26 protein-coding genes, 1 other RNA gene and 1 pseudogene are annotated in these 25,226 nt (G+C 39.1%); 6 read left to right on the top strand and 22 right to left on the bottom strand.

Features of this window, described 5'->3' with window-relative positions:
* Positions 1-87: 87 nt before the first annotated feature.
* Positions 88-498, top strand: a pseudogene (locus LS67_RS05740) (ABC transporter permease); the annotation flags it as partial.
* A gap of 11 nt (positions 499-509) precedes the next feature.
* Here LS67_RS05740 and LS67_RS05735 read toward each other — a convergent pair.
* From LS67_RS05735 to LS67_RS05695, 10 genes are all read right to left on the bottom strand, one after another.
* On the bottom strand, positions 510-1,073 hold the full coding sequence (locus tag LS67_RS05735) for a M15 family metallopeptidase (protein WP_161594478.1): 564 nt from the start codon (positions 1,071-1,073) through the stop codon (positions 510-512).
* Between the two features lie 78 nt (positions 1,074-1,151).
* Entirely contained in the window at positions 1,152-1,877 is a 726-nt protein-coding gene (locus LS67_RS05730) for a hypothetical protein (RefSeq protein ID WP_034327958.1), read from the bottom strand.
* A gap of 62 nt (positions 1,878-1,939) precedes the next feature.
* Positions 1,940-2,098, bottom strand: a complete 159-nt coding sequence (locus tag LS67_RS09615) for a hypothetical protein (protein WP_161594477.1) — start codon at positions 2,096-2,098, stop codon at positions 1,940-1,942.
* Entirely contained in the window at positions 2,091-2,579 is a 489-nt protein-coding gene (locus LS67_RS05725; RefSeq protein WP_052099905.1) for a leucine-rich repeat domain-containing protein, read from the bottom strand. Before LS67_RS05725 ends, LS67_RS09615 begins: the two co-directional genes overlap by 8 nt.
* Positions 2,580-2,752: 173 nt before the next feature.
* Complete coding sequence (gene cmoA, locus LS67_RS05720) at positions 2,753-3,505, bottom strand: carboxy-S-adenosyl-L-methionine synthase CmoA (protein ID WP_034328196.1); 753 nt, start codon at positions 3,503-3,505, stop codon at positions 2,753-2,755.
* A 101-nt stretch (positions 3,506-3,606) separates the two neighbouring features.
* Complete coding sequence (locus LS67_RS05715) at positions 3,607-4,386, bottom strand: thiazole synthase (RefSeq protein WP_034328189.1); 780 nt, start codon at positions 4,384-4,386, stop codon at positions 3,607-3,609.
* Positions 4,387-4,395: 9 nt separating this feature from the next.
* Positions 4,396-5,814, bottom strand: a complete 1,419-nt coding sequence (locus LS67_RS05710) for a bifunctional ADP-dependent NAD(P)H-hydrate dehydratase/NAD(P)H-hydrate epimerase (protein WP_034328187.1) — start codon at positions 5,812-5,814, stop codon at positions 4,396-4,398.
* Between the two features lie 5 nt (positions 5,815-5,819).
* Positions 5,820-7,244 carry an acetyl-CoA carboxylase subunit A gene (locus LS67_RS05705; protein WP_034328184.1) on the bottom strand — a complete coding sequence of 475 codons (1,425 nt, stop codon included), beginning with the start codon at positions 7,242-7,244 and terminating at the stop codon, positions 5,820-5,822.
* 43 nt (positions 7,245-7,287) lie between these two features.
* The gene (ppa, locus tag LS67_RS05700) at positions 7,288-7,809 is read right to left on the bottom strand and encodes an inorganic diphosphatase (protein WP_034328182.1); all 522 of its coding nucleotides are present in this window, start codon (positions 7,807-7,809) and stop codon (positions 7,288-7,290) included.
* 59 nt (positions 7,810-7,868) lie between these two features.
* The gene (locus tag LS67_RS05695) at positions 7,869-9,947 is read right to left on the bottom strand and encodes a TonB-dependent receptor plug domain-containing protein (protein ID WP_081953944.1); all 2,079 of its coding nucleotides are present in this window, start codon (positions 9,945-9,947) and stop codon (positions 7,869-7,871) included.
* A gap of 181 nt (positions 9,948-10,128) precedes the next feature.
* Here LS67_RS05695 and LS67_RS05690 point away from each other — a divergent pair, with 181 nt between their 5' ends.
* Entirely contained in the window at positions 10,129-10,320 is a 192-nt protein-coding gene (locus tag LS67_RS05690) for a hypothetical protein (protein ID WP_034328179.1), read from the top strand.
* Between the two features lie 235 nt (positions 10,321-10,555).
* On the opposite strand, the gene ssrA is transcribed toward LS67_RS05690, so the two are convergent.
* From ssrA to LS67_RS05675, 3 genes are all read right to left on the bottom strand, one after another.
* Positions 10,556-10,919: a transfer-messenger RNA gene (gene ssrA, locus LS67_RS05685) on the bottom strand.
* Positions 10,920-10,960: 41 nt separating this feature from the next.
* Positions 10,961-11,521, bottom strand: coding sequence for a phosphatase PAP2 family protein (locus tag LS67_RS05680; RefSeq protein WP_236096359.1), 561 nt, complete (start codon positions 11,519-11,521; stop codon positions 10,961-10,963).
* Positions 11,518-12,615 carry a tyrosine-type recombinase/integrase gene (locus LS67_RS05675; protein ID WP_034328177.1) on the bottom strand — a complete coding sequence of 366 codons (1,098 nt, stop codon included), beginning with the start codon at positions 12,613-12,615 and terminating at the stop codon, positions 11,518-11,520. The genes LS67_RS05680 and LS67_RS05675 overlap by 4 nt, the downstream gene beginning before the upstream one ends.
* Before the next feature lie 195 nt (positions 12,616-12,810).
* Here LS67_RS05675 and LS67_RS05670 point away from each other — a divergent pair, with 195 nt between their 5' ends.
* The 3 genes from LS67_RS05670 to LS67_RS05660 are packed head-to-tail and all read left to right on the top strand — an operon-like array spanning position 12,811 to position 14,505.
* A complete protein-coding gene (locus tag LS67_RS05670; RefSeq protein ID WP_034328174.1) occupies positions 12,811-13,383 on the top strand; it encodes a DJ-1 family glyoxalase III in 573 nt (190 codons plus the stop codon).
* Between the two features lie 23 nt (positions 13,384-13,406).
* Positions 13,407-13,589 carry a hypothetical protein gene (locus LS67_RS05665; protein ID WP_138109632.1) on the top strand — a complete coding sequence of 61 codons (183 nt, stop codon included), beginning with the start codon at positions 13,407-13,409 and terminating at the stop codon, positions 13,587-13,589.
* Complete coding sequence (locus LS67_RS05660; RefSeq protein ID WP_236096358.1) at positions 13,549-14,505, top strand: FkbM family methyltransferase; 957 nt, start codon at positions 13,549-13,551, stop codon at positions 14,503-14,505. The genes LS67_RS05665 and LS67_RS05660 overlap by 41 nt, the downstream gene beginning before the upstream one ends.
* A 49-nt stretch (positions 14,506-14,554) precedes the next feature.
* Here LS67_RS05660 and LS67_RS05655 read toward each other — a convergent pair whose 3' ends face one another.
* Positions 14,555-15,664, bottom strand: a complete 1,110-nt coding sequence (locus tag LS67_RS05655; protein ID WP_034326587.1) for an agmatine deiminase family protein — start codon at positions 15,662-15,664, stop codon at positions 14,555-14,557.
* 65 nt (positions 15,665-15,729) lie between these two features.
* Here LS67_RS05655 and tsaD point away from each other — a divergent pair, with 65 nt between their 5' ends.
* Positions 15,730-16,812 (top strand): tRNA (adenosine(37)-N6)-threonylcarbamoyltransferase complex transferase subunit TsaD, encoded by a 1,083-nt coding sequence (tsaD, locus tag LS67_RS05650; protein ID WP_034367605.1) that lies wholly within the window; start codon positions 15,730-15,732, stop codon positions 16,810-16,812.
* Positions 16,813-16,856: 44 nt separating this feature from the next.
* On the opposite strand, the gene LS67_RS05645 is transcribed toward tsaD, so the two are convergent.
* The 8 genes from LS67_RS05645 to LS67_RS05610 all read right to left on the bottom strand — a co-directional run bounded on the left by LS67_RS05645 (position 16,857) and on the right by LS67_RS05610 (position 25,184).
* Positions 16,857-17,615, bottom strand: a complete 759-nt coding sequence (locus LS67_RS05645; RefSeq protein ID WP_034326584.1) for a hypothetical protein — start codon at positions 17,613-17,615, stop codon at positions 16,857-16,859.
* Positions 17,616-17,929: 314 nt separating this feature from the next.
* Positions 17,930-18,955 (bottom strand): quinolinate synthase NadA, encoded by a 1,026-nt coding sequence (gene nadA, locus LS67_RS05640; protein ID WP_052099847.1) that lies wholly within the window; start codon positions 18,953-18,955, stop codon positions 17,930-17,932.
* A gap of 20 nt (positions 18,956-18,975) precedes the next feature.
* Positions 18,976-19,761, bottom strand: a complete 786-nt coding sequence (locus LS67_RS05635; RefSeq protein WP_034326580.1) for a phosphatidylserine decarboxylase — start codon at positions 19,759-19,761, stop codon at positions 18,976-18,978.
* A gap of 8 nt (positions 19,762-19,769) precedes the next feature.
* Positions 19,770-20,321: a queuosine precursor transporter gene (locus LS67_RS05630; RefSeq protein WP_052082240.1), complete on the bottom strand. Its 552-nt coding sequence runs from the start codon at positions 20,319-20,321 to the stop codon at positions 19,770-19,772.
* Between the two features lie 74 nt (positions 20,322-20,395).
* Positions 20,396-22,378: a hypothetical protein gene (locus tag LS67_RS05625; protein ID WP_201274020.1), complete on the bottom strand. Its 1,983-nt coding sequence runs from the start codon at positions 22,376-22,378 to the stop codon at positions 20,396-20,398.
* Positions 22,379-22,417: 39 nt separating this feature from the next.
* Entirely contained in the window at positions 22,418-23,083 is a 666-nt protein-coding gene (locus tag LS67_RS05620) for an OmpA family protein (RefSeq protein WP_034326575.1), read from the bottom strand.
* A 97-nt stretch (positions 23,084-23,180) separates the two neighbouring features.
* A complete protein-coding gene (locus LS67_RS05615; protein ID WP_034326573.1) occupies positions 23,181-24,014 on the bottom strand; it encodes a non-canonical purine NTP pyrophosphatase in 834 nt (277 codons plus the stop codon).
* Positions 24,015-24,104: 90 nt separating this feature from the next.
* Positions 24,105-25,184 (bottom strand): thiamine-phosphate kinase, encoded by a 1,080-nt coding sequence (locus LS67_RS05610; RefSeq protein ID WP_236096357.1) that lies wholly within the window; start codon positions 25,182-25,184, stop codon positions 24,105-24,107.
* Positions 25,185-25,226 lie beyond the last annotated feature (42 nt).

The raw sequence follows: 25,226 nt of genomic DNA, 5'->3' as shown, positions 1-25,226 counted from the left end.
CTTCGCAAACAAAATTCACCCATTTAAACAGCATTTCTACGCTGCTAAAGCCATTTGCTGCGTGTGAAAGATAATATTGATTCTAATGAGACACTCACTTCTGCCACAAAGAGACTTACCGCATTTTTAGGTTTAATTGCGGGAGTAAGCTTAGTTGTAGGGGGAATTGGTATTATGAATATAATGCTCGTTTCCGTAACAGAGCGCACCAAAGAAATTGGAACGCGTATGGCTATTGGTGCATTGCAGAGTGAAGTGCTTATGCAGTTTTTAATAGAATCTATTACCTTAAGCTCACTTGGAGGAATAATTGGAATTATTTGGGCATTTTTTGCTTCATTGAGCCTAAGTTATTATATGGAAATTCCTTTTATTTTTGATATTCCAACGGCTATCATTGCCTTTTTATTTTCGGCTTTTATTGGTGTTCTCTTTGGTTATCTTCCCGCAAGGAGAGCTTCAAAGCTTAATCCTATTGATGCGCTGCGCCACGAATAGTTGAGTAGATTCTATGGGAGAGAAAGAATAGGATAGTCGTGTTTATTACTTATAGGAAGCTCAAAGTGCCACCATTCTGTTTTTATACTCTTTAATCCAGCTTGGCTCATTATCTCTTGGAGTTTGTTACGATGAGTGCAATTTTGTGTTTGGGATTGCGGACACATATAATCACGCCACGCTTTAGGGCTAAATTCATCAAATGCGCTTGGCATACTTAAAGCTTCTCCATTTCCTTGAGCTAAGCCCACATCAATGGCAATCCCCCTTGAGTGATTTGAGCCTTTCTTTGGGTGAGCGACATAGCGCGTATCAGGCACAATGCTCCAAGCAAGCTCTTGTGCGGCTTGCGGACGGAAACAATCATACACAATAAGCTTTAAATTTTTACGCCTTAGAATCTTGGCAAGTTTTTGCATATGCTCTTTCATATCTTTATGGAGATAGCATTTGTGTAAAGAAAAAGGTGTATAGATATTTGTTTTCATAAAGTTTTCTTTACTATCATAAACAAGGTGCGTGATAAAAGTATCTTTATCTATTTCTTCAAGTGCAAAAAGCCCAATATTACGCATTTTATCTTCAATTAGAGAATCTTTGCCTTGCGCAAAGCTACATATAATTATAATTAAAAGCAAGGCAAATTTCATTCTTTAGATTCTCTCAACATATGTCAAATTTTTAAAACGCATTTTGAATCTCTCTGCTAAGCTTAGGTTCGTTTTCTCTCCATTTTTATGTAAAAAATTCAGCAACATTCCCCAAAAGCCTATTTCATTTTTACCTAACTCTTGCTTCTCAATGGCTGCTTGTTCTTGCGCAATATTAAGCACACTCAAAATATCTCCTTTAGCAAGTAGAGAAAATACTTTATATCTTAAGTTTTTCTCACTTTGGTCTTGGAGATGCTGCACATATTCATCAAAATTGTGATATGTTGCATAAAAGGTATCAATACAAGATTGGATATACTCTAGCATTAAGGGGAGTTTTTCTTTGATAGTTGTTATTTGGGCTTCATCAAAGGGCTTTTTACAAGGGATTACATAAAAGCTTTTTTTTGCTCCTATATTTTCGCTTGACACAACAAAAGAACCATTTGCTCTCAAAGCATCACTTTTGTAAGTTAAGCATTCTTCTGCTTCTGTAATTTCCCAATAGAGTCTATCCATCTCATAGCCTTTAATCTCTACACTCCAAATGCCTGTATGATATGTATCTGGACGCCTATGTAATAACTCATAATGCACACTAATAAAATCATCTCCATTGCGTTTATACAAAATCCAATTTGAGTAAGTTTTAAATCCCTTTGCTTTGGCTAATACTTTAAAATAAGATTCTAATTCCTTGCTTATACTCTTATCAATTTTTGCCACTTCTCCTCCTAAAGCCTCTTATCGTGCTTGGTTATGATGAATTACACCATTATAGCAGAGGATTATCTATAATCATAGCTGCTATAGCCTTCATAATCGGCATTGATAAGGGTGCTATCAATACAGGAGGGAATCTCCACATCATCATCTACTTCGATACATTTTAGATTCTTACACTCGCTTAGCCACTCTGGTAAAGCTTTTATGGGATTGTCATTCAAACATAAAATTTCTAAAGATTGTAGATTTTATACTCTCTGGCAAAGATGTAATGTTATTTTCACCTAAGTAAAGTTCTCTTAAAGATTCTAGTTTGCCAATTTCTTGTGGGATTTGTGTGAGTTCATTATCAAATAAATCCAAAACTTCTAAACCCTTGATTTCACATATTTCTTTAGGAATGCTTTGAATGGATTGTCTCTGTGCTACAATGGCTTTTAAGCCCTTTAATGCACCTAATGTTTTTGGTAAATCTTTTATTCCCTTAGGGCAATTGTCATCAAGTGCAAATAGTCTTGTTTCCAAAAGCCAATCTTCAAGTTCGCTAGGGTCTAAATCTGCAGGATTTTCATCGCAATATCGTAAAGAATCTGTCATATCTTCAAGCATTAGCCCACAATCATCGCAATTACTCCATAACCAATTACTTAATTCTTCAAATTGTTTAGAGGTAAGTTTTGAAGTATTATCCTCTTGTTTCATTGTTTCTCCTTTTTGTTTTTACTATTATTATATCACGCATTTTTTTTTTTTTTTTGAATAATAATTTTTAGAGTTTTTAGTAAAATTTTAAAATAAGTTACAATAAATTACATTATTTTTCTTTTATAATTTTAGTTTGCATAAAATAAATACATATAAAATATAAATATTTATTACTTTTTAGCAATCAAAGTGCCAAAATTCACCCATTTAAACAGCACCTCCACGTATTCAAAGCCCACATTACGTAAAAGCGTGAGATTTTCCTCAAGGCTAAAGGGAATGAGCACATTCTCTAATGCTTCGCGTTTTTTACTAATCTCGCCTTGCGTATAGCCCTGCTCACGCTTATAGCGTAAATAACGTTCAATCATCTGCTTATCAAGGATTCTATGCGGAGAGCTCATTTTCTCACTCACAATCAAAACTCCGCCCTTATCCAAAGAATCATAAATCCTTTGAAGGAGGCTTTGACGTTGTATTGGGCGGATAAATTGCAAAATATAATTGGCAAGCACCGCCGCGCAAGATTCAAATTGATACTCAAGTAAATCCGCACACTCAAAGCTAATCTCCGCCCCATAAGCTTGGGCTTTAAGCCTTGCTTTTTCCACCATTGCACGAGAATTATCAATGCCGATGAGCTGCCAATTTGATTCTAGCACTTGTTGGCTATGAATGCTAGAATCCTGCGCATTAAGCGTCTGGTGCAGGGCTAGAAGCGTGCTACCTGTGGAGCTACCCAAATCATAAATGCGTCTTGTTTCACATTCTGCCATATTCATAGCGCAAAAATCCACGATAAGCCCTAACACTTCCTTGTAATGCGGGATTGAACGCTCAAGCATATCATCAAAAACACTCGCCACTTGCTCATCAAACTCAAATTGCTTATTTGGCTCTTGTGTAAAAATCTCATCTTTCATATACGCTTCTTTTTTGTATGTTCTTGTTTTTATCGTGCTGTTTGTCATATCACTTATAGCTTTTTGCACCGCTTTGGTGCTTTTTAACTCAATTTTAGAATCTAGCTAAGTTGCGCCATTCCCTCAAGCGGAGAACTTGCACTTGCATAGGCTTTGCGAGGTATGCGTCCTGCGAGATAACTTGCTCTTCCAGCTTTCACTGCGTATTTCATCGCCTCCGCCATAAGAATAGGATTCTGTGCTTGAGCGATTGCGGTATTTGTAAGCACCGCATCAGCTCCTAGCTCCATAGCGATACTTGCATCACTCGCACAGCCTACCCCTGCATCAACAATCACAGGCACTTTAATCGCCTCTTTGATGAATCCTATATTGTAGCGATTTTGAATCCCAAGCCCACTGCCAATAGGCGCAGCAAGGGGCATAACCGCACTTGCTCCGGCATTTTCTAGCCTCTTTGCCATAATAGGATCATCATTTGTATAAGCCAACACGCAAAAGCCCTCATTAGCAAGAATCTCGGTGGCTTGGAGCGTTTCTATCACATCAGGGTAGAGCGTCTTTTGCGTGTCGCCGATGATTTCAAGCTTGATAAAGCTAATGCCTGTCGCCTCACGCACCAAGCGAAAAAGTGTAATGGCTTCCTTAGCATTGACGCACCCAGCGGAGTTTGGCAAGAATTGAATCTGTGTATCCTTAAAAGTCTCGAGTAGATTCTCACTTTTGTTATCCATTATATTTACCCGCCGCACCGCCACGGTAATCATCTCTGCACCACTTGCCAAAGTCGCCTCTTTAGTCGTGGCGAAGTCCTTATATTTCCCACTGCCCACGATGAGACGAGAGGTAAATTGATGTGAACCTATATGCAATGTATCCATAAAAATCCTTTATAAAGTGTGTAGAAGTCTTAAAGATTCTATGAGAATCTGCGGGGTGAGCGCGTATGAGGCATTATGCTTTAAAGCCACTTTTGCACTTAGGCTATGCGCGAGTGAGCCTTGTATTGCGCTGTTTAATCCATTTTGCCCCTGTGCAAGGAGTGAGCCTATAATACCACTTAACACATCGCCACTTCCACCTTTTGCAAGCGCACTTGTCCCAAGAGGATTGATATAAAGCTCCTGTCCCTGCGCGATAAAGACATTTGCCCCTTTAAGTAAAAGTGTGGTATGCGGATATTTTTGCGTGAAATTTAACATAAAATCCACTTTTTTTTGCGGGTTATACTCACCCAAATCGCATATTTGAAGCAACGAAGCAAACTCTTTGGGGTGAGGGGTAAGCACAATCTCTCGCGTAAAATCCAATGTCCGCTGCTTGAGGCTTTTATCTAAAAAAGTTTTAATCATTGGTGTATGAAAGCAATCCGCGTCAATCACGCAGGGTAGGGGGCTTTCACATAAATTTTCTAAAATCTTTGCACTTTTATCTATACCTAACCCCATACCCAACGCGATAGCACTTGCCTTTGTAGGCAGATTCTGCTCTTGCATAATTTCTGGAGGTATGAATCTCTCCTCATCTGTAATGAGACTCACAAGTCCCACGCCAAAGCTTAAAGCACTCTGTGCGCTAAGGATACTTGCGCCTACTTTTTCCCCACTAAAAACTGCCAAAAATCCATAATTGCCCTTATGCGTATTATTCTCCCTACGCAGAGGCAAAGCGAGGTCGCTTGTTTCTAATAATTTGATATTTGAGCTAATTTGATAATGGTTAGCACTTAGCCCGAGCTTACCGATATGTAGCTCCCCTACAATGTCCTTTGCTCTATCGCTTAAACACGCAAGGCTAATCGCGCCCATACAAAGCGTGTGATGAGTCTTAAATACAAAGCCATCATTTTGCTCACTTAGCCCACTTGGGACATCACATGCAATGTTGATACGCGCACATTTTTGTGCTGTGGTTAAAACATCGCAAATTTCAGAATCTAGCGTGCCTTTTAATCCACTCCCCACGACACAATCCACCACCACATCACAGGGCAAAATCTTTTTGATAAACTTAATCTCACATTGGGTAGCTCGCTCATAGTTTTGCACGCAAAGAGGGGACTTTGGCTCTTTTACTTGATAGATTCTTACTTGATAATCCCCGCTTAAACGCCTAGCTAATGCATAACCATCGCCGCCATTATCACCACCACCGCATAAAATCGTAATCACGCTTCCCTTATGCGTTAAAGAAACAATGAGAGATTCTAAAGCGCAGGCAGCATTTTCCATAAGAATCTCGCTGGTAAGGTGGTATTTTTCACACGCGCGCTTATCTAAAAAACTCGTGTTTTGATAAATGTTTTTCATTGCTTTTATGCCCCATATCGCGCACTTAGAGCAGCGACAATGACACTTACTACATCATCTTCAGGCTTCGCATCTGGTTCGGGCATAAGCTCTTTAATTTTACTTTCAATATAAGAAGTATCAAAATATCCTCGCCTAAAGTCTTTATCATTACAAATATTAATGAGAAAGGGAATTGTTGTTTTCACGCCTTTAATGGTAAATTCATTCAAAGCTCGCGAGAGTTTATTTACTGCAAGATTATAGCTTGAAGCTTTCACAATGAGCTTTGCTACCATAGAATCATAAAAGGGTGGAATAACATAATCTTTATAAATACAGCTATCCACACGCACAAAAGGTCCTAGGGCAGGATAGTAAGTGGTGATTTTACCCGGATTTGGCACAAAGTCATTTGCCACATCTTCGGCATTGATTCTCGCCTCTATCGCAAAGCCTTGAGCGCGTATATCGTGCTGTGTGAGGTCTAAAATCTCTCCTTGGGCGATACGAATCTGTCTTCCTATCAAATCATAACCTGTAATCTCCTCTGTAACGCCGTGCTCAACTTGTATGCGCGTATTCATCTCCATAAAATAAAAAACATTGTTTTCATCGAGCAAAAATTCCACCGTTCCAGCATTTGTGTAATGCGCCGCTTTCGCTGCTGCCACTGCCGCCGCACCCATTCTACGGCGTAAATCATCGCTAATAAATGGGCTAGGGGCGATTTCAATCAACTTTTGATGTCGGCGTTGAATACTACAATCGCGCTCCAGCAAGTGTATCACATTACCATAATTATCAGCGAGGATTTGAAACTCAATGTGGCGCGGATTCACAATATATTTTTCCATAAAAACATCATCATTTTTGAAAAATGCCATAGCCTCGCGTTTGCAAGCTTCAAAAGATTCCATTAAATGCTCTTCTTTTTCTACCACGCGTATGCCACGACCACCGCCACCGCTACTTGCCTTGAGTATCACAGGGTAGCCGATTTTTTGTGCGAGTTTGGCTATTTCGCGCATAGAGCATTTATTCAGCGGCTCGGTGCCCGGCACAATAGGGATACCATTTTTTTGCATAATCTCTCTTGCAGCATTTTTATCGCCCATTTTAGCAATGGTGAGTGAATCTGGACCAATCCAAGTAATCCCTGCTTCCTGCACCTTTTTGGCAAAGGCGGCATTCTCGCTTAAAAATCCATAGCCGGGGTGAATTGCATCAGCTTCACAGCGCAAAGCGGCTTCGACTATCAAATCCGCGTCAAGATAGCCTTTGAGCGGGTCATCGCTAATCTCATAGTTTTCATCAGCCATTTTCACGTGCAAACAATCTCTATCCGCCCTCGCATATATAGCAACACTTTTAATGTTTAAATCCCTACAAGCGCGGATAATACGCACAGCTATTTCGCCACGATTAGCAATGAGAATCTTTTGAAACATAACGCCTCCTTAAAGAAAAATATTGCTAGAATCAAGCAAGATTCTAGCCCTTGTATGCCTTGATTGATTTGTCTAAAATCTCTTGAGCGACATTTTTATCTTTAAAATCCTTGACTTTCACCCATTTGTTTGGCTCTAGGGTTTTGTAGGTTTCAAAGAAATTTTTGATTCTATCAAGAGTGATACGCGGTAAATCAACATAAGACTGAATCTTATCAAAACTAGGATCAATCTTTGAAACAGGCACGGATAGGAGTTTTTCGTCCATTCCGCTTTCATCTTCCATAATAAGCACACCGATGAGGCGCACAGCAATCATACTTCCGGCTTGAAGCGGGTAGGGATTAAGCACAAGAACATCAACAGGGTCGCCATCATCTGCGAGTGTATTGGGGACAAAACCATAATTAGCAGGATAAAACATCGCACCATACATCACTCTATCTACGACAACTAAACCGCTATCTTTATCAACTTCGTATTTGATATTTGAACCATAAGGGATTTCAATGATGACATTGACTTTATTTGGATTTTCACCCACTGATACTTTACTTAGATTCATAATCACTCCTTTAATTATGTAGTCAAAGTAGCGATTATACCAAAAGATTTGTGATTTACTTAAAATGAAAGTGCAATTTGTGCTTTTGTGCTAAAGCCCGGCTCATAAAGAGGTGTATTACCTGAATCCATTGAATAAAGCTCATTAAGCGGAGTGTAGGGATTAGCATAGGTTTTGTTTGTAATATTTAAGAATGCTAAGCGCAGACTTAAATGCGACTTGACATCATAAGTAAGGTAGATATTATGCACATCGTAGCTCTTTTTGTTGATAGAGGCTAACTCCCCACGATACATATTATAGCCCCGATAATTTATACCTTCGCCAAAGCGACTAAGCCATAGAATCTTAAAATGTGGTAGAGAGCTAAAGGGGCGCAATCCCGCACTGAAATAATAGCTTCTCCCGCTCACTGCCATAAGCTCAAAGGTATCGGTAATTGTTTTGCCATTGTATGTGGGGAAGTTTTGCGCGATACCTAAATGCACATCTAAAAAGTCAAAGTCTAGCCCAACATTTGCTTCATAACCCAAAACGCGTATATGTGAGTCCATATTTTGACGGAAGCTATCATCGTGCGAATGCCCGCTACCTGTGTGATTACCTTCGTTTGCATAGCTATTGATGAAATTTTTAAGATACTGATGATAAAGCCCGATGTGCGCGCTAAAAAGGCTATTGTCATAGTCTATATCAAATTCCGTATTGTGCATTCCCTCCGCCTTAAGAGGCTTAATAATGATATGTGGATTCCCAAGCAGCGAAGCGTCCATAGGCGTAGCCCCGCGCGTATTGTAGTTTTGCGTGAGTTTGAAGCTCAACTCATTTGTAGGTGCAAAAAAGAGCGTGGCATAGGGACTGAATCCTTGTGTATTGTGCGTTTTGCCAACTTTATCTTCATATATAAAGCTATCATAGCGCGAACCTAACTCTAAGTTTAAAGATTCTAGCAGATTAAAATTCGCACCGATAAAGCCCCCATAAATCGCACCTTTTTCGTGCCCTGTGTTATTACTAAGTAGTGCGTGGTCATCTAAATCCTTTGCCTTTGTGAGTATCAGCTGATAATTGAATCCATATTTTATAGAATGCTTTGACCCGCCAAAATAATTCCTCAAAATCACATCAGAGCCGAGATTCACAAGATTTAAATCCATAGCACCTTCGTGTGAATCTTGCGCTTGTAACGCGCCTTGCGGTAAAAGCTTGAGATTCTTATTTGCATAGTAGGCATTGATATGCGCGTGGAAATTCTCGCCAAGCGCGTAATCATATTGTGCGCTCGTGGAGTGAGACAAGAGGGTATTATCATAAAGCTGTGGATTTGGGGATAGAATCACATTTGCGCCATAGGGAGCAACCGCGCCGACATTATTAAAGTGATAATTCACATTAAATGAGTGATTTTCCTTTGGCAAGAATGTAAGCTTAAAAAGCGCATTATGGTTTTTTGCAGGAGAAGAGGGGACTTTATCACCATTACCTGCACGATAATATGGCACATCATCAAAACTATAACTTGCGACTAGCCCGAGTTTTTCTTTTATCTTACCATAGGTTGCAAGTGAAGTGCCAATGCCTCTATTGCTTTGCCCGCCGAATGTAAAATGTGCCCCGTAGCTACGATTTGCACCAAGTAAATCAAAGGCATTTTTTGTTGTAATATTTATCCCTCCGGCTAATGCTCCCGCGCCATATTCTACATTTGCTAAACCCTTTTCTATTTCAATATTTTTTACAAGGAATGGGTCAAAGAGGAGATTGCCTTGGTGGTGAAAGAGATTCCCCCCTTGCGTAATGCCATCAATCCTAATACGAAACATTCTATCCTCAAAGCCACGAATATAGAGCTTTTGTGCGATTTGTGAGCTACCGCCAACTTGAATTTCTGCGCTTTTATTGAAAACCTCACGCAAGTCTTTTGCTTGGGTATTTGTGATAAAAGTATCATCTACAACACTAACATTAGCATTACTAATAGGGTGAGCTAGAGAAGTAATTGGTGAAAGTTTAACAGAAGTCATATTTTGGGTGTTTTCATCAGCAAAACTTATGCTTACAAAAGCCGCACTTATAATGCCTGAAAACGCAGCCATACTAAAAACTGAAGGCACAGAAGCAGAGCGAATATGTGTCATTGTCAAAACCTTTAGAATAAAATATGCAAAATGAAGCGTGGAGTCTATCACATTTTATAAAATGTAGTGTTATATTTTATAAATTTTTTTTTTACATTTTTGTAGCATTTTTTTGTTACTATCATAATGTAATTTAAGTAGCTGTGATAATAATCAATCTCTTAAAGACAAAGGAGTTTTTATGGAATGTCCTTATTGTAAGCATTCACTTTCTCATAGTGAAGTCGTATCATTGCTTAAAAGTCTTGATAAAGCAAAAAAAGATTGCCAGGTGTGCCATAAACCATTTATTGGAAGCAAAAGTGCAAAAACTTGCTCAAGTGCTTGTCGCTCAAAGGCATATAGAATCCGAAAAGCAGCCCAGATTCACTAAAGCAAGGTGAAATGCCCTGCCAAATGCGCATATTACCAAGAAATTTTATAGCTTATTTATTTTAGGTATTAAATTCTTACACAATATTGCGCCTTTCTTGTTTGCCTATATCACAAACCTTACTAAATTATTTCTTTGGTTTGTGCTTTATCTTTTCCACGCCTTATCTTGTAAAACGCATCATAGCAATTAAAAGCTTTATAACTTTGAATCTTAATACAAAATAGAGAAATTATGGTGGAGCTGTGGGGAGTCGAACCCCAGTCCAAAAATGAGAGCTTCTTAAGAATCTACATGTTTAGCAGACATTGAAGTCTTTTTGTGGCTATCCAATGTCCCAAGATAGAATCCACAAGCAACCTAAATCTTTTCCCTTGCCATAGGTAAAAGCAAAAGAGCATCTAGCAAAGATGACGAGGATAGCTTTCCGCTAGAAAGAAATACTATGCTCGGCTCCAAAAAGCGATAAACTTACGCGACTCTTGCGTAAGCTGGAGCGTAATTTGCGTTGTTTGCGTTTAAAAAATGTGGTAGTTTGAGAGCGTGCCGGCTCACATGCACCTAAGCCTCTTCATTCCTGTCGAAAGCCAATCAGCCCCATAAGATGTGGATAGGGTGCGAATTATATTTTTTTTTCACGCTATTTGTCAATATATTTTTTAAAATATTTATCAATACAATAAATGAGTATCAAACTCCCTATAAAGCCAAGAATAGCTCCTGCTAAAACTTGTAAAGGCGTATGCCATAAGCTCAAAATACGCGAATATCCCACAAAACAAGCTAAAATAAAAGCAAATATACCCCATTTCTTACCCATAAAGTGCCACATCAACGCAGACGTTGTAAAAGCAGCTGTGGTATGTCCGCTTGGGAATCCTTTAAACTTTCCATTAATAGGGCGTTTAGCAATTTCTAGTATGCCTTGTAACCACTCTATATCACCATAATGATGAGCGAGATAAGCAAAAAGTAGCTTACACGCAAAGGCTATGCCTAAAATTACTATTGCCACGATGATGAGATATTTCAAGTGCTGAAATTGCTTTTGAATAAACCAAAAAAGCCCAAGTGCGACAAGCATAAGGCGAAATACATCGCCATATACGACTTTATCATAGAGCCACAATCCAAGTGCAAATATACCAATAAGACAGATTACAAGATTATGTTGTATATTTGATTTTATAAATCTATTCATTGATGATTCTCCTTTTTGTTAAGATTATCCATTACTTCAGCGACTTCGCGGAGTCGCTCGCTATCAAAATGCGTATAGATTCTACTTGTGTTTAAATCCGAATGTCCCAATGCTTCTTGCACCATCACCAAATCGTGTTTTTGCTGATAGAGCAGGGTGGCAAAGGAGTGGCGCAGCATATGCGCTCCATTTTTTTCCTTGCGGATTCCCGCTTGTAAGAGGATATTTTCCACATTTCTATAAATATAGCTTTGCGTGAGTGCCTCGCCTTTTGCATTACAAAAAAGCAAATCGTGCTTAGGAGCGAAGCTTGGGCGTTGCGTAAGCCACGAATCAAGTAGGCTTTGGATATGGCTTTGACTTATCATCACCACACGTGGCTTATTGCCCTTACCCCGAATCTGCACAAGATAGTAGTCAAGATGTGGAAAAATATCTTTTCTGCGGAGATTGAGTGCTTCGCTCACGCGGATTCCGGTATAGACGATGAGTTTGATAATGAGCTTATTACGCGCTGTAACCTTTGCTCCAAGCTGCGCCTCATCAATGGCTTTCAAAAAGTGTTCTAGCTCATCTTGGCTCAAATACGCAGGGAGCTTCGCTCCTGCTTTGCCCTGCAGCGCACTAATTTTAAGCGTGATGTCATACACATACGAGCTGCCCTCGCTCTCATTTTGCTTATCAATATAGCCAAAAAGCCCAATGAGCGCAATACGATAATTTTTCTTACTTGCATTTGAGAGGGTGCTTGTCTCCACGCTTAAAAAATCGCTTAAAACCTCCTCGTCAATCTCCTCCATTTTCTTAAGAGCGGGGATTCTGCTTTGGGTAAGAAATATGTAGAGCTTAAGTAGCGGGGTAGAGTAGGTGTTTATCCCTATCATTCCGGCTTTACGCACACTCTTGCAGATAGAATCTAGCGCTTCAATGGAAAGTATCTCATCATTACTTAAGAGATTAATCGCTTCAAGCACATTCTCTTTGTCATAGACTTGGTGATTAGAAAGCGTGGTGAGCTTATAGCGGATAAATCGTGTAATCCAAAACAGCAATGTCGCATTAAAATGGTCTTTATAATTGAGTGGGTATTTCACATTGAGCCTCTTTTTTTGAGTTGTTGTTGTGGATTGTATCATATTTTAGTTATGAAAACTATACTTTTCAAACTTTTTTATATAAACCCCAAAATACCCATCTTTATATTCCTCTCTTGCTTTGTGCCATAAAATATTATATTTTTAATGCTAGAATGCGTGAAAAATGAAGTCAAAAATCAAGGAGACTTGGAAATGAAAAATGTTTTAGTGCCGATTGCTAAGGGATTTGAGGAGATTGAGCTAGTATCCGTGGTGGATATTTTGCGCCGTGCAGGTGTGCGTGTGGCACTCGCAAGTCTTGATTCACATAAACGCGTTTTGGGAGCGCATCATATTGTGATTGAAGCGGATTCTGTCCTACCCGAGCTAGAATATGCTGATTTTCACGCTATTGTGTTGGCTGGAGGCTATGTTGGTATGCAAAATCTTGCCAATAACGAGCTTATCAAATTGTGGCTGACAACTTTCAAGCAAGAGCAAAAGCTCATAGCGGCGATTTGTGCCTCCCCTATTGTGTTAGACAAGGCAGGTGTGCTTGAGGGTGAATTTACTTGCTATCCGGGCTGTGAGGCTGAAATGAGTAATAAAAATAGAAAAGATACCGCTGTTGTCAAAAGTGGCAATATCCTCACTTCCACCGCACCCGCCACCGCTTCAGTTTTTGCACTTGAAATAGTGCGTGAGTTATGCGGCAATGAAAAAGTAGAAGCACTTGCCAATGAATTGTGCTTCCCTACCCTAAAAGCACATTTAGCTTCTCTTTAATAAGAAACATCAAAGGAGCAAAGATGAAATTTTATGATTATACAAACGCTACTCTTGTGCGTAAGGTATGTCGCTTCCCGCTTGTGCATAAAAACAATGTGATCTCTCTGCTTGTTTTTAATTTTCCACTTATCATCCAAAAGAAAACCTACCGCAATGCTTATAATGCTACGGGGGGGGGGGATAATATTAGACTATACGCTTAGAATCTGTGGCATTAAAGTAAGAAAGACGAAAAATTACAAAAAACTACTCCGTTTTCATCATATTTATCCAAATCTTTGGTTTCAAGATTCTATCCCTACACTTAAAGAAACTTCATCAACAGAAAGAATTATACACCTTACGCAAGGTTTGGATAAAGAAAGCACAGATTTAATTTATCGTATCATTTCACGCACATTAGAGGCAGACGCACACCCTTTGAAGTTATATTTTGCTCTTTCAAAAAAAGAGGTGGAAGCATTAGATTCGCTACAAAATGACTTTTTCCCAAATATCTTTCATATCGCGCCAAATCTGTATTGTTGGAATGGTTATTTCCTACCCAAGCGACACGGCATTGAAGTTTTTTGGTATCGGCACGGCTTAGATAAGCTTAAAAATTTAGATTCTTTAAAAGATAAGGATATTATTGATGTAGGTGGATATATCGGGGATAGTGCCCTCATCTTACAAGAATACACTCACAATAAAGTGCATAGCTTTGAGGCTACGACACAAAATTATGAACTTATGCTTGAAACTATTGCAATAAATAAGGCTGCACGTATTGTGCCTGTGAAAAAAGCTTTAGGGAGCGCACCAAGCAAAATGACAATTAGCGTTAATGGTGGTTCTTCATCTTTTAATCCCTCCCCACACGCAAATGATAAAGATGAAAATGAGGAGGTAGAAATCATTACCCTTGATAGCTATGTAGCAGAGCACAAGATTCAAGTAGGTTTTATTAAAGTAGATATTGAAGGCTTTGAAATGGAGTTTTTAAAGGGCGCAAAAGAGACTATTTGCACTCAAAAACCTACAATGCTTATTAGTATTTATCACTCCTTAAATGATTTCTTTGAGATTAAGCCTTTGATAGAATTCGTGGAATCTCGGCTATACTTTTTCTATACATAAGCCTATTGATTATACTATTTCAGTAGAAACAGGATTATTTTGCGAAATATTATGAGCCATACACCTGCATACTCACGCAATGTAAACTGCCGTGCCATAAAATCAATGAGCAACAATCTACGCCCACTACCCTATACTTTGGCAATGCTTTGCTTAGTATTTCAAGTGCCTTTTTATCATTTTTATCCCCATAAGTTGGCACAAGCAATCCACCATTAACAAAAAGAAAATTTGCATAGCTCGCAGGTAGCCGTTGTCCTTGTTCATCATAAATAGCTTGAGTAAAAGGCAGAGGAATAAGCTTATATGGCTCTCCATTAGATTGTTTTAAAGCGCGTAGCTCCGCCTCCATACTCTTAAGAGATTCAAAATGCTCATCTTGCTTATCATCACAAGTGATGTAAGCAATCGTATCCTCACTAATAAAACGCGCTAGTGTATCAATATGACTATCTGTATCATCTCCTGCAAGATAGCCTTGTGTAAGCCACAATACAGAATCTAATCCAAAATACTCTTTAAGCTTAGATTCTATTTTATCTTGGCTAAGATGAGGATTGCGATTTTTTTCAAGGAGACATTGTGTATTAGTAAGCAATACCCCTGCCCCATTGCTTTCTATACTGCCACCCTCAAGAATCATATCAGTTTTTATGGGACGATAAGATGAAAAAATTCTTTTTACAAGTGGCGATAAATGAGTATTTTTGAAAGCTTCACAAACAATATTTTGCGTAATTTGATTGTCATAATTTGCAGGATATTTTAGCCCCCAACCATTAAAGACAAAATCAAATAGGGCTATGCCCCCCTCTGCTTCCACGCTAATACCTCCAAAATCCCTCGCCCAAGTATCATTTGTGGGCACACGAACAATATGAAGCCCATATTGTTGATTATACGATTTAAATGTCTCATTTTGAGCAAATGTAATATGTTTTTTAAAATGTGTGTGCAATAATGCCATTCCCTCATCATCATTAATATCCACACAAAGTATTACTGATTCAAAATATAGAATCTGCTCTATAATACGCACAAAACATTCTCGAGCTACCTCAATATGTATTGCCCAATCGCTATTTTTGTGCGGAAAAGCCATTAATATAGCTATTTGTTCCTCCCATTCCGCCTTAAGTCTATATTTGATTTTTTTCATAGATAATCCTTTAAACTTCTTATGTATAATCTTAGCATACTTTGGAATTTTTAAGGAATTTGCTTATGATCTTAAGCATAGAATCAAGCTGCGATGATAGCTCACTTGCCCTAACGAGCATTAATGATGCTTCGCTTCTTTATCATATCAAACTTTCTCAAGATGAAGAACATAGCACTTATGGTGGGATTGTGCCAGAAATTGCTTCAAGACTTCACGCTCAAAGACTTCCAGAGATTCTAAAAAAGCTCAAAGCATTTCTCAATAACGATTTATCTCCTATTAAAGCAGTCGCGGTAACCACGCGTCCGGGACTAAGTGTAACACTCATTGAAGGTTTGATGATGGCAAAGGCACTTTGTCTTGGTTTGCAAGTGCCGCTTATTTGTGTTAATCACCTTAAGGGACATATTTATTCGCTTTTGATTCATAAAGCCACTTCAGATATGCAAGCCATTCTCCCTAAAAACACCTCTCTGCCCCAACCTCTTGGCATTTTGCTTGTATCTGGCGGGCATACACAGATTCTCCATATGCGCGATTTTAATGCCATAAGCCTTATCGCTCAAAGCCTTGATGATAGCTTTGGGGAAAGCTTTGATAAAGTAGCTAAATATTTGGGATTAGGTTATCCAGGTGGTCCTGTTATAGAATCTTATGCTACAACTTTTATGCGCGACTTTCCACATATTGCGCCTCATAGTTTTCCTGTGCCACTTTTGCATAATCAAAAACTACAATTTAGCTTTTCGGGTTTAAAAAATGCCGTAAGACTTGCCATTCAAGCTCTGCCCCAACCTCTTAGCCCCAAAGATAGAGGAAGTATCTGTGCAGGATTCCAACAAAGCGCGTGTGAACATATCGTGCGCAAAGTAAGATTATATTTTCAAAGCGTGCAGGCACAAGATTTAGAACATTTTGCTATTGTAGGAGGAGCAAGCGCAAATACATACCTACGCACCACCCTAAATGAGCTTTGTAAGGAGTATAATAAACAGCTTCATCTCGCTGACCTTGCTTTTTGTGCTGATAATGCGGCAATGATTGGCGTGTGTGCCATAGAGCATTATAAAAGGGGAGATTTTACACCCATAGATGAAGCGCAAATCTCACCTAAAAGCTTGCCTACTGATTTTTGTGAGAAATAAGAATCTTGTCTATAAGGATTAGATTCTAATCCTTATAGAATCTATTATAATTCAAGCCCAAGCTCTATCATACCCACATAGTTAGTGCTTGCAGGATAATTAACATTTGTAGCCGTAAGTTTTGAATCGCTCATATTTTCATATTTGCCAATAGCTTTAATATAAAATCCTAGATTTGGCGTAATATTGCTCACATAGCCCAAACTTGCCTTAATCATATAGTTTGTACCCCCAAGCTTTGAGCTTACATCATTTTGCAAAAGATAATTTCCCGCAAAGAAATGATAGTAACCTACGAGATATTCTATCTTTGAATTATTGCGAGTAGGTAAGAATCCTTCAAGCTCTGCCCCGCCTAATTCGCGTGAAAGCCCCACTCCTTTATCTTTTGTATTTGTAGAGAAATTATCCCAACCATATACAGCATTGACAAACAAAGGAAGGTGTTTGCTTGAAATATTTAAACCAATCTTAAAAGAAGCCTCTGTAAAAACTGAAAGTGGCTTTTCATCAAGAGTTGCGAAGTATGCTCCACTTGCTTTTGCGCTCCCTACGCCTATTTTTCCGCTAAGTTCGCTCATAAGCCTTTGTTTGAGAGTGCCACGTGCTGCAAAAGAGAGATAGCCACCTGTGCTACTTATATTATTTGCTCCTTTGCCATCTAAGGTATGATAAGCTCCCCCCACACCTATGCGAAAGCTTGAGCAGTTAGTTTCTTCACAATCAGCGGCAAGGCTTAAAGAAGTTATTGCGCCTAAAAATGCAAGAGAAAGCAACAAGTTTCTAAGAAATTTCAACTGCATAAATCCTCCTTAAAAAATTAAGGGCTGGTGATTACCACCAACCCTTCTTTTGACCATATTTATCAATAGCCAAAACAACCAAAGCTCCGCCTAAACCAGAGAAAAATTCCCCCTTAGTTTCTTTCATCTCTTTATCAGAAAGAATAGCAACATTATTACTTTCTTGCTTACCAAATTTGTTCCACCTTTGATATTAAAATACAAAAATGGAACACTATATTTTTAATAAAAATTATTTAATGAATAATTTTTAATTTTTATTTTTTTCTAACTTTAAAAAAGTATGTTACAAAAGGTAAAATTACTTTTATCTTTTAAGAGAGTTCAAGCATTCTATCAAGAGCGATTTTTGCCCATTTTTGAATCTCATTATCCAAAAACACTTCATTAATAGGCTTATTATCTTCAAAAGCAAGAAGCACATCACGCACATCTTCAAGAGTTGTTTCATTCATTGTAGGACATTGAGGCTTACTTGAGCTAAGGACAAAGGTTGTTTGTTTGCCATTATATTTAGGACGCAAACGATTGACAAGATTAAATTCTGTGCCTACTGCCACTTTTTGCTCTAAAGGCAAATTTTGCACATAAGCAATGATTTGACTTGTCGAGCCAACAAAATCAGCAAGTTCTACGACACTCGGGTCGCATTCAGGATGCACGACAATTTTAATATCTGCAAATTTTTCACGATAAAAGGTAATATCTTGTGGCGTGAAAAGCTGATGCACAGAACAGAATCCATCATAGCAAATCACATCAGCACTAAGCACTTTTTCTTTACTATCTGTGCGTAATAATGCAGATTTTTTGCTATTTAAACGCGCAAGATTCTCTCCTAAGCACCTATCGGGGAGAAAAAATATCTTTTTGCCCTGCTCCTTTGCAAAATCAAAAATTTTTGCAGCGTTTGCGCTTGTGCAAACAAGCCCGCCCATTTGCGCAACTTTTGCTTTAACATCAGCATTTGAATTAATATAAGTAATAGGAAAGATAGAATCTTTGCTTAAGCCATAAGATTCTAAAAGAGCAATGCTTTCATCATAATAATCACTATCAATCATTCTTGCCATAGAACAACACGCTAATCTTGGCATAATCACACGCTTTTGTGGAGCAAGCACCTTAACGCTTTGCCCCATAAATGCCACGCCACAAAATACAATGAGATTTTTCTCACTTTGCGAAGCCTTACGGGAAAGCTCCAAACTATCTCCACATAAATCTGCTAAAGCGACAATTTCATCTTTTTGATAATAATGTGCTACAAGTAGCGCTTCAAGCTTATGAAGTAATGTTTTGATTTCATCTGTGATTAGATTATGAAGTGTGCTAGACATATTATTCCTTATATTAGATTCTACGCATAAGTGCCTAAATCTTGGGCAAATTTTACTTTTTGATTAATATTTATATCGGGGATCATCTGCTCCATAAAAAGCACAATAGTTGAACCCATTTTAAACATACCTAATTCCTCGCCTTTTTTCACGCTTATGGGCGTAGTATAGGTATAGGTTGTATTATGCGCTTTGGCATTACTTTGAATCTTAGGCTCACAATGCATTACCATAGAGCCGACATTGAGCGCACCAACAGCAACAAAATAAATCCATTTATTGCTTGATGTTTTTGCTACCACGACTACGCGTTCATTTCTCACAAAAAGGTTTTGATTTTTTTGCAAAGAAGGGAGATTGACCGGCAGCAGCTCTCCGCCAAAATAGCGCATTTCACAAATCTGCATATCACAAGGCGCGTGATAGCGATGATAATCTCTTGGTGAGAGATAAAAATTTATATAATAAAACTCCCTATCAAGCTTCTGTCCTAAAAGCTCTTCAACAGAATATTCCATACCTTTAATCTGCAAGGCGTATTTATCGCTTGTCTTGCCCATTTGCGTAATAAGCGAATCACAAGGAGCGATAAGCACAATGGGATTAGGATTTATCGCTCTAGGTTTAGACAGAGAGCGGGTAAAAAGTGCATTAAGCGAAGTATAGCTAGAGGCTAGTGCAAACTCACTCAAATCTATATCAAAAATCTTTACATACACACTATTGATAAAATGCTGCAAAAAAGACGGAAATTCACAAGAGGCAAATCGCCCAAAAAGTCGTGAAAATTTGTTTAAAAGATTCATATTCTACCTCATTTTGTAGTAATTTTTGGCTGCTTATATTTGCGTATTGCCAATATATAAAACAATGGCGTATCACAAAGAGCTAAAAAGACTTTTATACAAAAATCTGCTAAAAGCATCATTATAACTTGCTCCCAAGGATATATAAATAAAAATGCAATATGAAAGAAAATCATCGTGTCAATGAATTGTGAAATCATTGTGCTTGCATTATTGCGTAGCCACCACAGGCTTGGAAAGCGATTTTTAAGATAAAAGAAAATATGCACATCAAGATTTTGTGAGACAATAAAAGCACATACACTCGCTATGGCAATGCGTGGCTCACTCATAAAAAGTGAGGGGAAAAAAGCTAGGAATAGCCCCACCCAAAGCGTTTTTAATACTTGGGCTTTGCTGTATTTCTCGCTCAAAATATCCATAAGCAAAAAACTAATGGGATAAGTGAGCGCACCATAGGTCAGCGGAGAGCCTAAAATTGGATACTGCACGGAATAGTTTGCCACTATGATAATGAGGGCAAAAAACACGCTAGAACCTATGAAAGTAAAAAAACTCATTTCTTTCACTCACTCACTCCTTTTTTGTCGTGGATTTGGTTGTAGAAGATTCTAAAACTTATGCGCATTTGCAGCTACACCCCCATATCGTGCGCTTTAGAATCTACATCATTTTTAGAATCTTGGCTTTTAGAAATTTCTGCTATCCCTAGATTCTCTAAAATTTGATAAGAGAGTTGCGAATTATAATCAATCAGGCTTGTTTTTAGCTGAGACTCCCACGAAGCAAAGCCTTGACGCATTTTGTCCTTGAAGTCCTCCTCGTTTATTATCTCATCAACACTATTAATCGCATAATCACTCGCCACAAAGAATCCTATCGCACACAAAGGCGCAAAGCCCCCACACAAAAGTGAGCCACCACCCGCACCTATCGCACCACTCAAGCTTTTTTTTGCCACGCTTTTGCCTATCACTTTTGCTCCGGTTTTAGCAACGGCTTTGCCCGAGGCTTTAAGAATCATCGCCCCCACTATACTTGCGCTTAGTAGGGCTGCCACGCCATCACTTGCGCGAGGATTGAGGAGTTCTAAGCCCTTGCTAAACTCATCAAAAGATATAGCTTGTGTGATATGCGCGTTTGTGGGGTTTCTATGCAGCGTGAAAAAGCCAAAAGTCTGCTCTAAACGCGTTTTGAGCGCAGAAAAATGCGTATCATAAAGCGCGTTTAGCCTCTCTTGTAAATCATAAGGCGTATAGGTTTTAAGCAAAAAGATAAACTGCTCTTGGGCTATATCCTCGCCCTTGCCAATAGCAGCATAAAAAAGCCTTGTATATTCGCCACGCACACTAAAATACCAGCTTGAATATTCATCAATGATTTTTTCTTTTTGCGCGAGATAAGCATTTAAAATCTGCTCTGTATCGGCGTTTATACCAGATTCAAAATCTGCTAGATTCTCCTTGATTTTACGCTCTAACGAGGGCAAATCACTCGTGCTAATGAGATTGTGTGTGCCTTGCAAACTGATTTGAATATATTGCTCATTGTCTTTTAGAATCTGTGAGCTTATGAGCGGTGGGAGATTCTTAGACTTTGCTAAGGGTTGGAGGTGGATACTGATATTAAAGGCGATATAGACAAAAATAAGGAAAAACACCATAGCGAAAAATTGCCTAAAGGCGCGGGTTTGTGTGAAATCTTGCACTTTAGCACATTGAGTGCTAGAAAATTTTGAATCTAGCGTATCTTGCGGTATTGTGGGCGTATTAGACGCTAATATTTTTGTATCTAATGCTTGAGATGTAAAATTATCGTGTGTATTCTTAGAATCTTGCACGATTGTGTCCTGCGCGCCATTTGGGGAGATTCCCCCCACGCACAAAAGTGCGAAACTCGCAAATGAGGCAAAATGCCCACACGCAAACAACATAATAAGCCCAAAGCGCAAATAGCTATCGGCGACATTGAGATACAGCACATCAAGGAAAGATTTTTTGAGTAGCACGAAACCAAAGAGTTCCTGCCAAAAATGCGAGTGCATTTGCGCGATATTGTAGCTCTGTATAAGCGCGTGATAATGCGCATACACATCTCCTTGCGGCGCACTAGATTCTAAAGGTGCTATGCCATTAAGCATAAGCTCGAATACAACAGCTAAGACAGCAGCGATAAGAGCGGTGTATTTTTTTGCTAATGTGGTGGCAAATTCAATGCTTATATTCGCGCTACAAATCATATGCACGATTTTGAATCCATACACGCTACAAGGTACAAGAAGGCAGAAAATGAGTATATCGCTCCCGCTAGGAAAAAGGAGCATAAAAAACAGCGACACGCTCCCAATAAGGGCAACGCCAAAACTTAGAATCTTCGCGACAAAAAAGCGTCCAAAATAGCGATGAAAGATAGAATCTAGCTTGTAGTAGGCTTTAATCGTGGCTTGTTTTTTGATTTTTAAAATATCATAAGTATAGACAAAAAGAGCACAAGTTTGCAGCATAAAAGCAATATAGAGTAAAAATGATAAATGCGGATAGAATCCCACGCATAGAATACACATCACCGCGCATATAAAACATACAAGTAAAAAAAATCGTTTGAATGGCTTTATCATTATGTGGTCGCCCCTAGCCAAAAGGCTAGAAGGTTTGTGTTATTTTGTAATCGCAGTAAGTGAGATTTCAACGCGGCGATTTTTTGCGCGTCCCTCTGCAGTTTTATTTGAAGCAATAGGCTCACTTTCGCCAAGCCCTTCAATCACAAATCGTGCTTCTTTGACTTTTTGACTTTGCAAATATGCCGCTACGCTTTGAGCTCTTTGCTGTGAAAGAGTAAGATTTTTTGCCGCACTGCCTGTATTATCTGTGAATCCAACAACAGAAACGATTGTTTTGTCATATTTATTCAGCACTTTTGCCACAGAATTAAGCACCTTGTAAAAATCCACGCTTAAGTCCGCACTCCCGCTCTTAAATGTAATATCGCCGGGCATATTAAGGGTAATTTCATTGCCATTTTTAGTAACACTCACGCCTGTGCCTTGCAACTCTTCGCGGAGCTTTTTATCTTGTATATCCATATATCCGCCCACTGCGCCACCTGCCAATGCGCCAACACCCGCGCCAATAGCCGCACCTTTTGCCCTGTCTTTCTTGCTTGCCAATGCGCCAATCCCTGCGCCCACTGCTGCCGCGCCCACTGCGCCAATAGCAGTCTTGCTAATTTGCGATTCGCCTGTGTAAGGATTTGTCGTGCAAGCTGCCATAAGAAGCGCGCCACAAAGTGTGATAGAGATTTTTGAAGTCGTTGTCCTTAACATAAATTTTTCCTTTTGTGATAGATCATAAACCCGCGCATTATATCCACAAAGAGTTTATTTTTATCTTAAAATAGGCTTAGGTTTGTGATTGAAATGACTACAAATGTAGATATTTGAGACAAGCTGAAATGGCTCGTTTGCGATGAGATATGGCATTTTTAGCACTTGGAGTAAATTCTGCTAAAGTCTGCTTATGCGGATTTAAATCTAAAGGCACAAAGATAGGGTCATAACCAAAGCCTTCCGTACCCCTCGCTTCACTTATGGCTATGCCCTCTAAACGCCCCTCGAAACATTCAATATAGCATTGCTCTATGGGTGGCAATGGCAAAGATTCTACAAAAATAAGGGCGATATGCGCGGTAAAAAACGCAGGAGTTGGCGCAAATGGGGCGATATGCTCTATAAGGCATTGGAGATTCTCACTATCGGTGCTATTGTGCGCGATGTGGGAGGTATTTAAACTCATCGTAGGCAGTTCTTGTGATTGCGCCGAATCTAAATGCGTATTAAAATGCTTAAAACTCGCATATCTTGCGCTATAAATGCCCGGCTCTCCATTGAGTGCGGGGACACATAAACCGCTGTCTTCAGCGATAATAGCAAGGGGAGCTTTGAGGGGATACATTGCTGAATATGCTAGATTCTGCGAGTTTGCAAAGTCTGTATTTACGCCCTGCCCTTGAGTTTGTGTGTTTTGCGTAAGTCTAGATTCTGTATTTTGCGAATCCTGTATATATTTTGCATATAGGGCTTGATAAATAGCCTTTACCTTAAGTGTGGCATTCTCACTAAAACTCGCGCCACTTTCTACAATCTCTAAAGATTCTAATATCTCCTCATACGCATACACTTGCGCGTCTGTATCGCCTAGCATTGCCTCAAATTCGCGGATTTTGTGCTTATTTCCTGTGGCAAGTATGATAGTCATTTGAAATCTCCTTAAAATTTAGAATCTAAAGCCTTTATGAGCCTTTTTTGCGGACTTATTACCTTGAAATCCAACAAAAATCAAGTTGTATTAATGCCATATCTTGCGCCGTGGCAGTATGTATTTTTTGCGTGTGAGTTTGCCAAGGGTGTGGATTCTAATCCTGTGCTTTGCGGCTCTTTTTTGAATCTTAAGCCTATCTTTTGGGGCAATAGCAAGGAGCATTTCATAAGTTTCTCCGCTATGGAGCAAATGCCTAAAGCGCGGTGCAAAAATGGGAAAATATGCCTTGAATCCTAGCCGATTTATCGTGCAAAGTTGCACAATATCGCTTAAGATTCCGTCTGAAATATCCATACCGCCCCTAAGAAATGGGGCGCATTCTCTTATGAAACCCGTGCGGATAGTGGGGCGCAAAAATCTACCTTTGGCTTTCAAACGAGGTTTTATGCTTGTAGATTCTGTATCAATATTCGTATTTTTAGCTTTAAACCCCTCGTATTTATGGGTATTAAGCAAGTTTTTTAGCACTTTTGATATTTGAGTGATAGAATCTCTAGGATACCTATCGCTTGTGTAGCAAAGGAGGCTATGTAATGGAATCTTATCGCGATAAAGCGTGTGCTTAGATTTTTTAGCAAAAAGTGTAATATGAATCTGCAAAGAAAGCGCGGTTATGGTGTCTCCGCCAATAAGTTTAATAGAATGTGAGCGACAAAATGTCTCTATGCCACGCACAAAATCCTTTATCTCCGCCTTTTGCCACGACTTAGGCAATGCCACGCTCAAAGTCGCATAAAGAGGCGTGGCATTCATCGCTATGATGTCGGAATAATTGACTAAAAAAGCTTTGTAGGCAATATCATAGGGCGAAAACCACTTCATAAGGAAATGCACACCCTCGCAAAAACTATCCGCACCAACAAGAAAAGATGTTATATCCTGTGCGTGTATGTGGGCTTTGTGCGCTACGCGCGGAGGTGGAGTGTAGCGGGAATATGGAGAATGGCAAAATGTGGAATGATAAGGCGAGGCATTACAATCTAAAATGCAGCAATCATCACCCACGCCCTTTGTGATACCACTTTTTTGCAGCAATGAAAGAAAGTAAGATTCTCTATCAAAGCCTAGCATTGGCTTATCCTGCTCTTTATGCTTAGATTCACACACGCATTACACATATTAAAGCAGTGCAAGGCGGATAGAAAATCA

Source organism: Helicobacter sp. MIT 03-1616, from assembly GCF_000765685.2.
Taxonomy (GTDB): Bacteria; Campylobacterota; Campylobacteria; order Campylobacterales; family Helicobacteraceae; genus Helicobacter_C; species Helicobacter_C typhlonius.
The sequence above is the reverse complement of the archived record's forward strand: the minus strand, read 5'-3'. Positions and strand labels throughout refer to the sequence as shown.

Excerpts from the sequence above, each read along its gene's own strand:
- LS67_RS05625 (WP_201274020.1), bottom strand. The coding sequence starts at position 22,378 with ATGATAAAGCCATTCAAACGATTTTTTTTACTTGTATGTTTTATATGC.
- LS67_RS05690 (WP_034328179.1), top strand. The coding sequence starts at position 10,129 with ATGGAATGTCCTTATTGTAAGCATTCACTTTCTCATAGTGAAGTCGTA.
- LS67_RS05705 (WP_034328184.1), bottom strand. The coding sequence starts at position 7,244 with ATGTTTCAAAAGATTCTCATTGCTAATCGTGGCGAAATAGCTGTGCGT.
- cmoA (WP_034328196.1), bottom strand. The coding sequence starts at position 3,505 with ATGAAAGATGAGATTTTTACACAAGAGCCAAATAAGCAATTTGAGTTT.
- tsaD (WP_034367605.1), top strand. The coding sequence starts at position 15,730 with ATGATCTTAAGCATAGAATCAAGCTGCGATGATAGCTCACTTGCCCTA.
- LS67_RS05655 (WP_034326587.1), bottom strand. The coding sequence starts at position 15,664 with ATGAAAAAAATCAAATATAGACTTAAGGCGGAATGGGAGGAACAAATA.
- LS67_RS05695 (WP_081953944.1), bottom strand. The coding sequence starts at position 9,947 with ATGACACATATTCGCTCTGCTTCTGTGCCTTCAGTTTTTAGTATGGCT.
- LS67_RS05710 (WP_034328187.1), bottom strand. The coding sequence starts at position 5,814 with ATGAAAAACATTTATCAAAACACGAGTTTTTTAGATAAGCGCGCGTGT.
- LS67_RS05715 (WP_034328189.1), bottom strand. The coding sequence starts at position 4,386 with ATGGATACATTGCATATAGGTTCACATCAATTTACCTCTCGTCTCATC.
- LS67_RS05645 (WP_034326584.1), bottom strand. The coding sequence starts at position 17,615 with ATGCAGTTGAAATTTCTTAGAAACTTGTTGCTTTCTCTTGCATTTTTA.
- LS67_RS05725 (WP_052099905.1), bottom strand. The coding sequence starts at position 2,579 with ATGAAACAAGAGGATAATACTTCAAAACTTACCTCTAAACAATTTGAA.
- nadA (WP_052099847.1), bottom strand. The coding sequence starts at position 18,955 with ATGTCTAGCACACTTCATAATCTAATCACAGATGAAATCAAAACATTA.
- LS67_RS05620 (WP_034326575.1), bottom strand. The coding sequence starts at position 23,083 with ATGTTAAGGACAACGACTTCAAAAATCTCTATCACACTTTGTGGCGCG.
- ppa (WP_034328182.1), bottom strand. The coding sequence starts at position 7,809 with ATGAATCTAAGTAAAGTATCAGTGGGTGAAAATCCAAATAAAGTCAAT.
- LS67_RS05630 (WP_052082240.1), bottom strand. The coding sequence starts at position 20,321 with ATGAGTTTTTTTACTTTCATAGGTTCTAGCGTGTTTTTTGCCCTCATT.
- LS67_RS05615 (WP_034326573.1), bottom strand. The coding sequence starts at position 24,014 with ATGACTATCATACTTGCCACAGGAAATAAGCACAAAATCCGCGAATTT.
- LS67_RS05680 (WP_236096359.1), bottom strand. The coding sequence starts at position 11,521 with ATGAATAGATTTATAAAATCAAATATACAACATAATCTTGTAATCTGT.
- LS67_RS05635 (WP_034326580.1), bottom strand. The coding sequence starts at position 19,761 with ATGAATCTTTTAAACAAATTTTCACGACTTTTTGGGCGATTTGCCTCT.
- LS67_RS05660 (WP_236096358.1), top strand. The coding sequence starts at position 13,549 with ATGCTACGGGGGGGGGGGATAATATTAGACTATACGCTTAGAATCTGT.
- LS67_RS05665 (WP_138109632.1), top strand. The coding sequence starts at position 13,407 with ATGAAATTTTATGATTATACAAACGCTACTCTTGTGCGTAAGGTATGT.
- LS67_RS05735 (WP_161594478.1), bottom strand. The coding sequence starts at position 1,073 with ATGCGTAATATTGGGCTTTTTGCACTTGAAGAAATAGATAAAGATACT.
- LS67_RS05670 (WP_034328174.1), top strand. The coding sequence starts at position 12,811 with ATGAAAAATGTTTTAGTGCCGATTGCTAAGGGATTTGAGGAGATTGAG.